The organism is Brevibacillus fortis, assembly GCF_003013395.1.
Classification (GTDB): Bacteria; Bacillota; Bacilli; order Brevibacillales; family Brevibacillaceae; genus Brevibacillus; species Brevibacillus fortis.
Map to the genome: position 1 here is coordinate 26378 of NZ_PXZM01000013.1, position 14700 is coordinate 41077.

A 14700-nucleotide genomic window follows, 5' to 3' on the forward strand; every position below is an offset into this window, starting at 1 on the left:
TGTCGTCTCTAATCGCGTAGACGCGGATCAAGCGCATCCTGCAAACCGTCGCCGAATACGTTGAAGGCGAACATCGTCAGCGAGATCATCAACGCTGGGAAAAACAGTCGCCACCAGTCGCCCGTCAAAATAACGCCCAAGCCATCGTTCGTCATCGTCCCCCAACTGGCGACGGGAGCTTGTACACCGAGTCCAAGAAAGCTGAGAAAAGATTCCGCAAAAATCGCCGATGGAATCGTAAAGGTCAAATTGACGATAATGACGCCAAATGTGTTTGGAATCAGGTGCTTTAGCAAAATTCGTGAAAACTTCGCTCCCAGAACTTGCGCAGCCAGAATGAACTCTTGATTTTTCAATTGCAGGATTTGTCCGCGCACCAACCGCGCCATGCCGACCCACCCAGTAGCAGACAGGGCAATAATAATCGTCAGCATTCCCGGCTCCATCACGACCATGAGCAGAATGACGACCAGCAAATACGGCAGCCCATACAAAATCTCGATAATGCGCATGATGAGCGTATCGATGCGATCCCCTCGTTTGCCACGTCCCGCCATGTAGCCTGCAATTCCACCGACTGTCACGCCGATGACCAGGTCGATGAATGCAGCGACAATGCCAATCGTCAAAGAAATCCTCGCCCCATACCACGTACGGGCAAACATATCACGTCCCAGCTCATCTGTACCGAACCAATGCTCTGCGGAAATTTCCTGATTTTTGGTCAGCAAGCTCTGGTCCGAATAGCTATACGGCACGAGATTCGGTCCAATGATCGCCATGCCAACCAACGCGAGTATAATGAACAGCCCAAGCATAGCCAGCTTGTTTTTCAGCAGCTTCCGAATGACCTGCTGCCCATTGCTAAGACTCGGTCGTGCAATGACGTTCGCCTGCGTATTTTTCGTCAACGGGCGAAATAACGGGTCCACTTTGTGCTCCATCGCCACAGTTTATCTCTCCTTGTTGGTCAGCTTGATCCGCGGGTCAATCAGGGTGTATGCGATATCAATCAGGAAAATAGTAAAAATCAGAATCGCACTGTAAAAAATCGTCGTTCCCAAAATGACCGGATAGTCACGGTTGAAAATACCGTCTACGAAATACTTGCCAATGCCGGGAATCGCAAAGATTTTCTCCACGACAAAGGTCCCCGTTATCAAACTGGCAATCAAAGGTCCGAGAAAGGTGACAACAGGCAGAATCGCATTGCGAATTCCATGTCTCACGACGATGATAAACATGGGAATACCTTTTGCCTCTGCTGTTCGAATGTAGTTCTGGTTCATGACCTCAATCATGCTGGCACGCATGTAGCGGGTAATGATCGCAACCGGACCAAAGGCGAGCGCCAGTGACGGCAGTATCGTATGCATCCAGGTACCCCATGTTGCAACGGGAAAGAGGGGCAGCTTGATCGCGAAAAAATTGATCAGAAGCGGTGCCATAATGAAGCTCGGGATCGCTATCCCCAATACTGCAAGCGCCATGGCAACGTAGTCCAGCCATTTGTTGCGATTGAGCGCTGCGATGATGCCCAATGAAATTCCGAAAAGGAGTGCGATCCCGATCGCTTGCGCACCCAGCCAGGCAGATGCACCAAAGCCATCGGATATCATGTCATTGACTCCACGTGAGTCTGATTTGATGGATGGACCCAAGTCGAGCATTAACAGATTTTTCAGATACAAAATGTATTGAACAGGCAACGGCTCGTCCAGGTTGTATTTGGCACGCAAATTATTGAGAATTTGCTCTGGCAGCTGATCCGACTCGGAGGCAAACGGGTTCCCCGGAATGGCATGCATCAAGGCAAACGTCAGCGTCACGATAATCCACAGGGTGACGAACATCATCAAAATACGTTTTACCAGATAGTTTGACATGGAAGTCCTCCTCGGTTACTTAGCCAGCTCATAAATGGCATGTGCGTAAATCGCCATGGCACGTAGCAGGTCGTCAATCTCGGCATATTCATCAGCCAGATGGGCCATGGATTCCTTGCCTGGAAAGAGCGGGCCGAAAGCAACACCATACGGCATGATTTTGGCGTAGGTAGCTCCTCCTGAGGAAAGAAGGGTTGCTGGCTCTCCTGTGTGCTCTTCGTACACCCGCGACAAAGTTTGGATCACAGGATGATCTTTTGGTACATAATGCGACTTGGATGTACGCAAAGCAGAAATCGTCCAGCCCAGTTCTCCTGTCCTTTGCTTCAATTTTTCAACGTATTCCTCACAGGAAACCGTAGCTGGATAGCGTATATTGAGCCGAACTGTCCCCCCCTCGCTGGAATCGTAGCGCAAAATCCCAGCGTTGACCGTCAGCTTACCAGATACCTCGTCCTCGCAAGCCATATGTAGATGGTCAGCAAAATAATCCTCATGCAGCACATCGGACAACATCGCAAGAAAGGACGAACAGGAGCCACCAAACGGGTACGAGCGAAAAAAAGTGGCCAACAAGGTTCCCGCGTTCACGCCTTGGAATGGTGCCATCCCATGAGCCGGCTTTCCTGCGAGAGTGAATTGCAACTGTCCCAGTCCAACCAATTCCATCCGACCCGTTGTGTGATTTTCATTCAAAAACAGTTCCCACTCTTCCGCCAAGCGAGAAAGGATGACCTCCTGACGTGCCTGTGAGCCTAGTCGCACGAGAGCGACTGCTTTTTCCGGAACACTGTTGCCTTGATCACCGGAGACAAATGAAGCTAACAGCCACGCTCCATTTTGTTCAATTGGTTCCATCGCCGGAATGGTCAATGTCGGGTTGATCTGTCCCTTCTCGGCATGTGTCATCGGGAAGGAGGAATCAGGAGAAAAGCCAACCGGCGGGATGCGATCATGCTGGGCAAAATGCTTCATGCACAGCCAGCCGCTCTCTTCATCCGTTCCGATGATCATTCGCACGCGTTTTGCCAGTGGCAAGCCTGAGTCCTTGACCAGCTTCAGCGCATAGTACGCAGCCATCGCCGGGCCTTTGTCGTCAATTGCTCCCCGCGCATAGATGCGACCGTCGCGAATACTCGGCTCAAAAGGCGGGGTCGTCCACCCTTCTCCCACAGTGACGACATCGATATGAACGAGGACACCGACCGCTTCTTCCCCGTCGCCGAACTCGATTGTCCCTGCGTAGCCATCCAGGTTTTTGGTCTGGAAACCATCCAGCTCACCTCGTGCAAGCATTGCTTCAAGCGCAGCGGCAACACCTTCGCCAAATGGCTTTCCTTCTTCAGCTGTTGCCATGTCTTCGATGCTATTAATGGAAAGAAAGGCTTTCAAATCATCCAGATACTGCTCTTTTTGCAGAAGTGCTTGCTGCTTCCAGTAATCGCTCATGAGCGTTCCCCTGCTTTCATCCGATGTAGAAAGGCAAGAAACGATTCTCCTTTCGAGGAAATCTGACTCCCTTGTCTCCCTTTTCCCACTTGAATCAGCTCATCCTGCTGCAAAAGCTTCAGGCGATAGCGCAGCTGTTGCAAGGTAACCGCGTGACCTTTTTCTTGCATCTGCGCAAGAAGCGTGTAGCGTCCACCGCCACCGTGCCCCAACTCCTGCAAAATAGCCGTGATTTCATCCAGAAATCCTCGTTTTCTGTATGCGGTGACCATGATTTCACATTCGTTGTTCAGGCCATCTACTGGCAATGGCGCTTCCGGTATTTCCCGCAAGAACGGCAAATGATACGGATACGCTTCATCCTCCACGACATGCGCTAAATACTCGATTACATTTTCGAGCTCGCGAATATTTCCAGGCCAATCGTACTCATGGAGCGCCCGCATCGCTTCATTGGTCAACGTAAATGGCGGACGGCGCAAATCATAGGCATATTTCTTCATAAATTGATGGGCCAACCACGGGATATCCTCCCGTCTGTTCCGCAGCGGCGGCAAATGTATCGGTAGGATATTCAGGCGATAGTACAAATCTGCACGAAAGTCCCCTTCCGCAATCATTCGCTGCAAATCTTGATTCGTTGCGGCGATGACGCGGATATCTGTCGGAATGATCTTGCTGCCGCCAACACGCATAATCTGGCGCTCTTGCAAGACACGCAGCAGACGGTTTTGAATGGCCGCGCTGGCATCCCCGATCTCATCTAGAAAAATCGTCCCTTTATGGGCCAATTCAAACCAGCCGATATGTCCCCCTTTACGCGCTCCAGTAAAAGCCCCTTCTTCATAGCCGAACAGCTCGCTTTCCAGAAGAGATTCCGATATGGCAGCGAAGTTGACCCCAACAAACGGCTCTCTTTTGCGTGGCGAAGCATTGTGGATAGCCTGGGCGAGCAATTCCTTCCCTGTCCCTGTCTCTCCCAACAACAGCACAGTGGAGTTACTTCTTGCGATTTTGCGGGCAATCTGAATCACTTTTTGTACAGGCGCGCTCTCCCCATAGAAATCATCAAATTGGTATTTGGCTACCAATCCTTTGCTGTAAAGGCGCATGCGATAATCATGCTCCAGCTTTTCAATTTCTGCAGCCTGGCGAAACAAGAGCAGGCTCCCAAGAAAGCTTCCTTCCATGACGATGTGCATTTTGCGGAAAAAGTAGGTTTTGTTCGCCCAATCTACCAAAACGTCTTTGTTCTCTTCACACTGCCGGATCAATTGATAAAAATTCGCAGGCAAGCAATTGGACGCCCGCTCACCGACGACTTCATTCCCTTCCATCTGCAACGTATCGATTGCTTTCTGATTCACAAAACGGATGTTTTCTTTTTCATCCATGGCAATCACCGCGTCCTCGATCCGATTGACGATGGCCTCCAAATATTTGCTCAACAGATGCGCATGCTGAATCTCGTTGTTCAGCTCTTTGGTGATATCGACCAACGATTGCATGGCGCGTGCGGTCACCTTTTGAAAATTTCCGTTTTTAAAATGAGAGTAGATGGCAAGCCACGTAGATAAATCGATGACCCGATACCCGATATCGACAACTTTGCGAATATGCGGAGGGACATGCTCTGCCTCTCCTGGCGTTACAGCAATCTCGATGTCAGGTGGATAGTCGGCACCTGGATAATAGGGATACAGTTCAAAATCCATCCCAGAGGCTCGCAGCAATTCCACATTTTCTTCAGCAGTCTCCTTGGTGTCACTAACGAGAAGCACTTTCACGCCTTTCGGAATTTCCAGCATGCCGCGTAAATTATGATACGGCAGCATTCGCTTGGCAATAATGATGCTGGATTCTTTCGGCACATACGGTTGTACGAGTGGAACGATACTTTTGGTGGATACGATGACGAGGGCACCAGGTGTGATCGGGCGTAACGGAAGCTGGTCGACTCGCATCGCCTCGACATGGATATCATCGCCGATTCCCAATTCATGATATTGACTAACGACGGATTGTAGAAACTCGTCCATTCTCGCAATAAATATGATCGATTTTTTGTCCATATCAGCCGCTCCAAGATGTAGAGTGAAGACAAGAACGTTTGGAATATTCGATCTTGTCTTCGTTTTATTGTACTATTTATTGCCAACTTCTACCCATTTGTAGTCGATCGTGCCGACTGGATGACGAACGATGCCTTTTATGTTTGGTTGCTCCATAAATACTTTTGTGCCGAAATAGATAGGTACGAGCGGCATATCATCCATAAAAATTTTCTCCGCGTCATGCATGAGCTTGAAGCGCTCTGTTTCGTCGGCAGTGTTGCGAATCTTCTCGACCAGTGCGTCATACTCTTTGTTGCTGTAGTTGACTCGGTTTCCTGGATGGTCAGTCACAAACAGTTCAAGGTAATTGACCGGGTCTCCGTAGTCGGCTGGAATTGTCGAGCGGGAGAATTGAAGACTGCGGGCACGCTGTTCTGCCAAGAATACTTTCCACTCTTTGTTTTCCAGCTTCACATCTACTCCGAGATTTTTCTTGTACATTTCTTGCAAAACTTGCGCGATGGCCTTGTGCGCATCACTGGTGTTATACGTCATGGTGATAGGCGGGAGGGTTGTCCAGCCTTCTTCTTCCATCCCTTTTTTCAGCAGTGCTTTTGCTTGCTCTACATCGTTATCCTGGAAGAAATCCCCGCCCTTTGTGCGGAAATCCGCTCCGTCTGGCTCAGGGAATCCCAATGGCACGTGGGCCATGGCTGGCGTCTGTTTCCCTTGCACCACATTGTCGATCAAGGTCTTGCGATCGATGGCCAGCGCAAATGCTTTACGAATATTGTCGTTCGTGAATGGAGGCATCTTGGTGTTCATCCGGTAGTAGTAGATGGATGCTTCCGTTTCTACCTTTGCTTCTCCAGAATCGATCAGCTGTTTCTTCATATCGTTTGGAACGGTTTGGATCATATCGAGCTGACCTGTTTTGTACATTTGGAATTGCGTATTTTCATCGTTGACCATGACAAATTCGATTCCTGCATATTTGATCGAATCACGGTCCCAGTAGCCCTCGTTTTTCGCCAGTTTCACTGATTGGTCATGAACCCAATCTTCCATTTTGAACGGTCCATTTGTCACGATGCTTGCAGCGCCTTCCGCCCATTTCGGATTGCTCTCCACGACTTTTTTATTCACCGGGAAGAAGGTTGGCTGTGTCAGGATGTGGAGGAAATAACCTGTTGGCGCCTTCAGCTTCACTTCAAATGTTTTCTCGTCTACGGCTTTTACCTTCACACCGTCTGCATTTCCTGTTCCTTTGTTGTACGCTTCGGCTCCATCGATGTAATAGGCGAGAAAAGCAGAGGGGAATGCGTTGTTCGGATCGACAATACGCTTAAAGGCAAACTCGAAATCCTGTGCTGTCACTGGTTCACCATTCGACCATTTGCTATCGCGCAGGGTAAAGGTATACGTTTTCCCATCCTCACTCACTGCCCATTTCTCAGCCATGGCTGCTTGTGGCTTGTGATCCTTGTCCAGTCGAACCAAGCCTTCCATTGTGGCATTCAACACTTCGTTGGAGGTACTGTCAAAGCCTTTTGGCGGATCGAGCGAAGGTGGCTCCGTTTTCAGGTTGAGCTTGAGTTTTGCAGCGACATTCGCTTGTCCGCCTGTTTCAGTGGACGTTTGACCTGATGTACCTCCCCCTGCTGGCTGTGTTGGCGCTGCCGACTGACTACAACCTGTAATGGCTAGGACAGTGACGAGTGCAGCGGTACTAAGCAGCTTCCATCCTTTTCGCATGTTCATTGCATGTGACCCCCTTTTCTTTTTAAACAACGATTAGCCAATGTTGCTTTATGAATAAACGGCACTGCTGGGAATGCCATTTATACACGTAAAGAAAAATCCGTCTTGGCGAGACGAAAGGAAGTCTCGATCCGTCCAACAATGTTGCCACTCATGTTTGTAATAGGCGGGTTGGTATATTGAGCGAGTGTTTCCAAAAGACCGTCCATGCCGATTCCCAGTTGACGAAGCACTTCATTGACGACCGGATTGATCGCCCGTGGTCCTCCATCCTCGATTTTGATAGCAATGCCCAGTCCTGTTTCTCTATCGCCCAGGCAATACACCGACTCGGCGCCTGCCTTCCCTACGATACGACCGCCAAAGGCTGCCATGAGGTCTGTGCAATATCGATTCTCGCCTCCGACCATTTCGGGATGAGCGGTCATAGCATCCGTAATTCGCTGAACGGCTTTTCGTCTCTCTGGATTCGCGATCACCTCAGGTCTCGCCAGCTTGGCGAATGCCCACGCGTAATGTGCGAGCGGCAATTGATGGACGGGAACACCACATCCATCTGTCCCGAGCTTGATTTTGTCTTTGGGGTAGCCTGTTATATCCTCGACTACTTCGAGAATCCGCTGTTGAACCGGATGCTCTGGCAAATGATAGGTAGTCACGTCCTCTCCCATATGTGTCGCGGTGGCGATCATGCCGGAGTGCTTACCGGAGCAATTCGAGAAGACGGGCGTTAGTGGCTTGCCCTCCCGGATCAGCTGTTTGTAGCTCTCCTCATGGCGTGGCACATGTGTCCCGCATTGTAATGCCGCTTCTGGCTGACCTGCTCGCCCAAGCATAGAGAGCGCCCGCGTGCGATGGCGTGGCTCTCCACTATGAGAAGCGCAACAGAGCGAAAGATCAGCCGGCTCAAAACCATACCGATCAGCCGCCCCTGTCTCGATAACCGGAATCGTCTGCAACGGCTTCATGCTGGATCGTGCATATGTAAGGCGATGGGGATCACCGTACGAATAGAGCAATGTCCCCTGCGAATCAACGACTGCGATATGTCCAAGATGAGAGCTCTCTACCTGTTCTCCCCGGTATACGTTGGCAACGACGTTCATAGCAAGTCTCCTTTGAGTGTGAATAGTAGAATGATTGTACTTTTCTACAGTAAGCAATTAGCGTGCCAACGCAAATGTATGACAGTTAATATTGAATTTTCTGCTATTTTACCCAGAAGTAACGGGACAAAAATAACGAACAACACAACGAATAAGTCATCCTATAAACATTAATAGGGTGTCCTCTTGAATGAATAGGCTAGCTTTATGATCAAATAAAAGAAAAACACCCCTTTTTATCCCGCAATCGGAAATAGGGTGTCCTGAATAGCCTTCCTTTTATTGTTTAGCAACGCGCTGCATATCCGCTTCGACCATCATGTGAATGAGCTCTTCCAGCTTCGTTTTCGGTGTCCAGCCGAGTTCTCTTTTCGCTTTTTCCGGATTGCCCAACAAAATGTCCACTTCTGCTGGCCGATACAATTCCGGGTCGATCACGACGTAATCAAGATAGTTCAACCCAACATAATCAAAGGCGATTTTGCACATGTCTTCCACTGTCGAAGTTTTTCCTGTCGCAATGACATAGTCATCCGGCTTATCCTGCTGGAGCATCAGCCACATCGCTTCTACGAAATCGCCAGCAAAGCCCCAATCCCGCTTCGCCTGAATATTCCCTAGCCGCAGTTCCTTTTGCTTGTTTGCGGCAATTCTTGCGACTGCATGCGTCACTTTCCTCGTAACGAATTCCAGCCCACGCAAAGGTGATTCATGATTGAATAAAATGCCGTTGGTGCAAAACATCTGAAAGCTTTCCCGATAGTTTTTGGTCGTCCAGTAGCCAAACAGCTTGGAGACTGCATAAGGGCTTCTTGGATAAAAAGGCGTTTGCTCCGATTGCTGTGGTTCCTGGATCAATCCGTACAGCTCACTTGATGAAGCCTGATACATTTTGATGGTAGGGTCCGTTTCCCGAATCGCCTCCAGAACATGCAAGACACCCATTCCCGTTACTTGCGCCGTCAAAATAGGCTGCTCCCACGACGAACCGACAAAGCTCTGCGCACCTAAATGATACACTTCCTCTGGTTTACATGCCTTTAGCGCACGCGTCAACGACGACACATCCAACAGATCACCGTCCTTGTACTCTACGTGATCTGCGATATTCAAATACTCCAGCCGCCACCTGTCCACAGTGCTCCGGCGTGGTACCAGTCCTACTACATGGTACCCCTTCTCCAGCAAAAGTTTTGCCAGGTAGGCGCCGTCCTGACCTGTGATTCCTGTGAGGAAAGCTGTATTCATGAACGACTACTCCCCTTCTTCAGGCTGTGCCGTAATGTTCATTCCGGTAAGTTCCCTCGAGCATCTCTTAAGCTTATGCGGGCCCATACTCATTCGTTCAGTGGTCAAGAATGAAGGCCCGTAATAAACTAATGAAAGCAATCAGTTTCATGGAGCGATGAGGAGGTAGACAGATGGCAGATCGCTGGATACCTAGTCCACAAAAAGTTTCCTCCCGGACAATTTATGGAGGTCTATGTGCAATGTCCCATCGAGATTTGCAAGCAGCGTGACCCCAAAGGACTTTACCACAAGGCAGAAACCGGTCAGATCTATCATTTTACCGGTGTATCCGCCCCATACGAGCCACCGCTTACACCCGAATTGATTATACCCACCCATCAGCTTGGCGTGGAGGAATGCGTGGAACGAATCTTCTCCTCATTCTTGTCGACGATCACCAAACTATAAGGCTGAGAATTTGGGATTGGGATCATTTTGCTCACTTTTTGGACTCGATCAAAAACATGGATTCCGCTATCTAAGGAAACATGCAGATGATGCTGTATATCTTTTTCATGGTTAACAGTAATTTTCTTCGTAACGCTTTGACCGATAAACAGCATATCTCCATACAACTCCATCCCTCGGGTAAACCCATTACACCGGAAAATGACCTCCTTGTCTTTTCTCACTTCGAACTCCAAGGAATTGCAGTAGTACAATGCATCCTCGTCCAGAACAACCGTATGAGGCTTACTCAGCTTTTGATCATGAAGGTGTGTGATTTGTCCTTTATCCAAGCAGTACTCCATCACGACCCCTGACGGCCCTTCTGTTGTCCGCCACTCTTTTTCGAAGGAAAACATGGAGACAAACAGCCTGTTCCCCTGAATCCACAAATCGTTCACGTGATAGATATCCCTGTTTTCTTGGGAAAAACGAATTTCATCTTCTCTGTTTAGTGTCAACGGATTGAAGATCCCGATCGAATTCGTCCTCGTTTCGACAATGTATGCTTTATGATTGTGGACGAACACCCCGTGATAATCCATGGGATTGCTTTTGCTCCGTACGAGGATACGACCATTCTCGTCCAGGAGGTTGAGATCGTCATAGGTCGCCATCACGAAATGCGCTCCCCACCTTGCGATGCCCCGACAGTTGTCCGTCAACAATTTCGTAAGGAGAAAGCACCCTTCGTTTATTTCCAGAGCATACAGTCCTCCATTCACGCTGCTACATGTGACGAGCAGCTTGCATTTCTCCATCCCCAAAATGGTATGCCCCCTCTCTTCCTTCCTGACATGTGTTTCGCAGTCCGTAAAAAATGACCAAAAGAGGTGTTTCGATCGCCATGTTGCTCATTACTGTCGTGATTCCCACTTACAATCGGGAGAAGTATCTCCCCACAGCCATCGAAAGTGTATTGAACCAATCCCTCAAGGAATGGAAGCTACTCATTGTAGATGACGCTTCTACTGATCAGACTCGTGCAATCGTTGAAACGTATCTCGATGATCCACGCATCGAATATATGCGACTGCCTACAAATTCAGGCATCGGAAAAACAATGGCTGCTGCTCTGGAACGAATTGATACGCCTTACTTTGTCTCACTCGACTCGGATGACTGGTTCGATGAAAAAACGTTAGAAATTTTGTTGGATGAAATGGAACGACAGCCTGCAACCACGAACGTCGTCTTCTCCAACACTGTGTTTTGGAAGGAAACAGACGATACGCGAGAACTGTCCGAGATCATGCGGCCTCCCATCTATGAAAATAAGTATTATTACTTGGAAGCTCCAATGGTTTGGCCGCGTTTTTATCGGACGCAAGCAGTTCGTGATGTCGGTGGATTTGAATATGACGATCCGATGGAGGGCAGGTTTTCTCATGACAAATACATGTTATTGAAATTGATTGGCACAGGAACGATTCACTGGGTAGACGCGAACCTGTATCATTATCTGATTCACGATAGCAACAATTCCCACACGAAAAACTGGCCAGAGTGGACAAAGGCGAGGAAATATATTCTCACGAAAATTTTGAAGCTGTGGGGCGACGAATACGAGCCTGGCTTTGTGTACACACCCGAGGGCTGGATTTATGTGAACGAGCTCATTCCAAAAGAAAAGTCTTCATAACGGTTCCTCTACCATTTGCTTAAACAGGGTCAATGCCCGCGCCACAGCTTGATCCATGTTGTAGTACTGATAATCTGCAAGCCGCCCCGCAAATAGCACCCGATCCCGAATCTGCTCCGCTTCTTGTTTGTAGAGACTGTAGCGTTGGCTGTTTTCCTTGCGAGGAATGGGGTAATATGGCTCGTTCTCACCTGGTGTATACGGCTGTGGGTAGACGAAGGATATGGTGGTGTGAGGAGAGACTTGACCTGTGAGATGCTTCTGTTCGAGGATTCTAGTGAAGTCGTATTCATTGGGATAGTTCACGGTTCCAACTTCTTGGTACCATTCTTTTTGATGCGTTTCAAAATGAAAACGCAGACTTCGATAAGGCAGATGCCCATGCTTATAGCCAAAAAAGGCATCAATAGGACCTGTGTAGATCATTCGTTTATATCTGATTTCATCAGCGATTTCCTGATAGTCCGTATTCAGAAGCAGCTTAATATTGGGATGGTTCAGCATGCGGTTGAACATAGCGGTGAAGCCATGCAACGGTATTCCTTGATACGTATCCTGAAAATACCGATTGTCCCTGCTTACGTACACAGGAACCCTCGCGGAAACAGACTGGTCCAGCTCCTCCGGCTTCAAATCCCAATGCTTGATCGTATATCGGTGAAATACTTTTTGATAAATGAAGTCAGCCAAAAAGCCAAGATCTTCATTTGCATGCTCCCGAAGCTTCAAAATCGGTATCTTCGCTCCGAATCCATATTGACGTATCAGTAAGCTCGAAAGCTTCTGCGCATATTGCGGGGAAAACAAAGCAGAAAGTGCATTGAGATTAAAAGGCAGCGGTATTTTCATGCCATCGACAGAAGCACGGACCTCATGAAAGTACGGCCGCCACTGGGTAAAACGCGACAAATAGTCCCATACCAGCTTGGAATTCGTATGAAAGGTGTGCGAACCGTATTTGTGAATCAGTATCCCCTGCTCATCATAGCAATCATAGGCATTTCCTCCGATGTGATTGCGCCCCTCTACCACCAGCACTTTTTGATCAAGTCCATTGGCAATCCGCTCTGCGAGTGTAGCACCCGTAAATCCAGCTCCGACAATCAGCCAATCCACCTTCATGTTAGACCCACACCCTCCAGTCTTAATGAGATCCACTCACTCCCTCACCATTCCGTTAATACCCTAGTAAATGATGTCGTAATTATTCACTCGGGAGTGAACTCTACATGAATGCAAACTGGTACGAACACTACACACGCTGGAACGAGTGCGAATCCCTCGATCCAGAGCTTCGTCAGCAGTTAACCGCCATGCACGCTGATGAAAAGCAGCTTGCGGATTGCTTCTCTGCTCCGATTTCATTTGGAACCGGAGGCATGCGAGGGGTCATGGAGCCGGGAATCAACCGCATCAACCTCTACACGATTCGCAAAGTAAGTGCAGGGCTGGCCCTTTATTTGCTCGAAACATACCCGGAACTGACCGTCAAAAAAGTCGCCATTGCCTATGATTCACGGAAACACTCACAGTTGTTTGCCATAGAAACCGCCAAAGTTCTCGGTCAGTACGGGATTACTACATGTATATTCAATCAGCTGACTCCTACCCCTCTGCTTTCCTTTGCCGTACGCCACTATTGTGCCTGTGCTGGCGTTGTCATTACAGCCAGCCATAATCCGCCCGAATATAACGGCTACAAAATTTACGGCGCTGATGGAGGACAAATTACGCTCGCAACAGCCGAACGATTGATGGAGCATATCGCGGCAGCCGGAAATGAACTCGATATTACCCCACCCTCTGAGCAAGAGCTGTACAAAAATGGATTACTCCACTACATTGACGATTCTCTCTTACAAGCGTATCTGGAAAAAGTACAGCAATTGCGCGTCCATCCAGACTTATCTCCTGCGATTCGGGAGCAAGTGAAGATCGTCTTTACTCCCCTGCACGGTACGACACATGACTCCATCACACGTGGACTGGAATTGTTTGGATATACCCAAGTGCGTGTCGTTGAAGAGCAAGCTGTCCCCGATCCTAACTTTTCGACCGTAGCCTCGCCTAATCCCGAGGAGCCCGAAGCCTTTCGATTAGCGATTGCATACGCCAAACAGGAGGATGCCGACATAATCATGGGGACGGACCCTGATGGAGATCGGCTGGGTGTGCTCGTCAAAAATCTGGCAGGAGACTACGTCGTACTGACCGGGAATCAATTGGGAGCCTTGCTTCTTCATTACCTGCTGGATACCAAACATAAAAAGGGGGGGCTCCCCTCAAACGGCATTGTTTTGAAAACGATCGTCACATCCGAAATGGGTAGAGCCATCACGACAGACTTCGGTGTATCGACAGAAGACACCTTAACAGGCTTCAAGTACATTGGTGAAAAAATCGAAGCCTATGAAAAGAGTGGAGCGTACGTCTTCCAATTTGGTTATGAGGAAAGCTACGGATACTTAATCGGCGATTTTGTCCGGGATAAGGATGCCGTCCAAACTGCCCTGTTGCTTGCCGACATGTGCGCGTATGCCAAATCACACCAAAAAAGCTTGTATGATGCCATGAATGACTTGTTTAGCCGATACGGTCATTATGCAGAAGAGTTGGTTTCCTTTACGTGCAAAGGAGCAGATGGCATGCAAAAAATATCGGCAACAATGGCTTCCCTGCGCAATCAGCCACCTTCCTATATCGCCACCCACCCCATCATAGCCATCGAAGATTATGTCAGCGGTCTTCGCACAGATTGTCAAACACGCACATCCACACCACTCACCTTGCCTGCTACGGATACGATTAAATACTTTTTCAGCGATCATTCCTGGTTTTGTGTCCGCCCCTCAGGCACGGAGCCCAAAATCAAAATTTATATCGGAGTGAAAGGAACCAACCAGTGCGATGCGCAAGAAAGGCTTGCCGCCTTGAAACAATCTGTCTTGAAAGAGCTCGGATTTCACACAGACTAAAAAAGGTTAGGATTCCCAAATCCGCAGCAGGGGGGCTGCTGCCGTTTCGTGGTACTCCACGACACATATACTAGGAAAAAGTTTGCTAGC

12 protein-coding genes are annotated in these 14700 nt (G+C 48.8%); 3 read left to right on the forward strand and 9 right to left on the reverse strand.

Going from position 1 to position 14700, the window contains the following annotated elements; translation table 11 throughout:
* Positions 1-8 precede the first annotated feature (8 nt).
* The 7 genes from C7R93_RS09915 to C7R93_RS09945 form a co-directional block, all read right to left on the reverse strand.
* A complete protein-coding gene (locus C7R93_RS09915) occupies positions 9-944 on the reverse strand; it encodes an ABC transporter permease (RefSeq protein WP_244191499.1) in 936 nt (311 codons plus the stop codon).
* Positions 945-953: 9 nt separating this feature from the next.
* Positions 954-1886: an ABC transporter permease gene (locus tag C7R93_RS09920; protein WP_106838652.1), complete on the reverse strand. Its 933-nt coding sequence runs from the start codon at positions 1884-1886 to the stop codon at positions 954-956.
* A gap of 15 nt (positions 1887-1901) precedes the next feature.
* The gene (gene pepV / locus C7R93_RS09925) at positions 1902-3335 is read right to left on the reverse strand and encodes a dipeptidase PepV (RefSeq protein ID WP_106838653.1); all 1434 of its coding nucleotides are present in this window, start codon (positions 3333-3335) and stop codon (positions 1902-1904) included.
* A complete protein-coding gene (locus C7R93_RS09930; RefSeq protein WP_106838654.1) occupies positions 3332-5407 on the reverse strand; it encodes a sigma-54 interaction domain-containing protein in 2076 nt (691 codons plus the stop codon). Before C7R93_RS09930 ends, pepV begins: the two co-directional genes overlap by 4 nt.
* A 72-nt stretch (positions 5408-5479) precedes the next feature.
* Positions 5480-7150 (reverse strand): peptide ABC transporter substrate-binding protein, encoded by a 1671-nt coding sequence (locus C7R93_RS09935; RefSeq protein WP_106838655.1) that lies wholly within the window; start codon positions 7148-7150, stop codon positions 5480-5482.
* An 80-nt stretch (positions 7151-7230) separates the two neighbouring features.
* Positions 7231-8256, reverse strand: coding sequence for an asparaginase (locus C7R93_RS09940; protein ID WP_106838656.1), 1026 nt, complete (start codon positions 8254-8256; stop codon positions 7231-7233).
* 279 nt (positions 8257-8535) lie between these two features.
* Complete coding sequence (locus C7R93_RS09945) at positions 8536-9504, reverse strand: GDP-mannose 4,6-dehydratase (RefSeq protein WP_106838657.1); 969 nt, start codon at positions 9502-9504, stop codon at positions 8536-8538.
* A 225-nt stretch (positions 9505-9729) separates the two neighbouring features.
* Here C7R93_RS09945 and C7R93_RS09950 point away from each other — a divergent pair, with 225 nt between their 5' ends.
* The gene (locus C7R93_RS09950; RefSeq protein ID WP_106838658.1) at positions 9730-9954 is read left to right on the forward strand and encodes an adenylyl-sulfate kinase; all 225 of its coding nucleotides are present in this window, start codon (positions 9730-9732) and stop codon (positions 9952-9954) included.
* On the opposite strand, the gene C7R93_RS09955 is transcribed toward C7R93_RS09950, so the two are convergent.
* Positions 9885-10754: a DUF4915 domain-containing protein gene (locus tag C7R93_RS09955; protein ID WP_244191500.1), complete on the reverse strand. Its 870-nt coding sequence runs from the start codon at positions 10752-10754 to the stop codon at positions 9885-9887. The genes C7R93_RS09950 and C7R93_RS09955 overlap by 70 nt on opposite strands.
* 86 nt (positions 10755-10840) lie before the next feature.
* Here C7R93_RS09955 and C7R93_RS09960 point away from each other — a divergent pair, with 86 nt between their 5' ends.
* Positions 10841-11635 carry a glycosyltransferase family 2 protein gene (locus C7R93_RS09960; RefSeq protein ID WP_106838660.1) on the forward strand — a complete coding sequence of 265 codons (795 nt, stop codon included), beginning with the start codon at positions 10841-10843 and terminating at the stop codon, positions 11633-11635.
* On the opposite strand, the gene glf is transcribed toward C7R93_RS09960, so the two are convergent.
* Positions 11630-12757 (reverse strand): UDP-galactopyranose mutase, encoded by a 1128-nt coding sequence (gene glf, locus C7R93_RS09965; protein ID WP_106838661.1) that lies wholly within the window; start codon positions 12755-12757, stop codon positions 11630-11632. The two genes, C7R93_RS09960 and glf, sit on opposite strands and share 6 nt — an antisense overlap.
* A 107-nt stretch (positions 12758-12864) precedes the next feature.
* Between glf and C7R93_RS09970 the strand changes: the two genes are divergently transcribed.
* Complete coding sequence (locus C7R93_RS09970) at positions 12865-14610, forward strand: phospho-sugar mutase (RefSeq protein ID WP_106838662.1); 1746 nt, start codon at positions 12865-12867, stop codon at positions 14608-14610.
* Positions 14611-14700 lie beyond the last annotated feature (90 nt).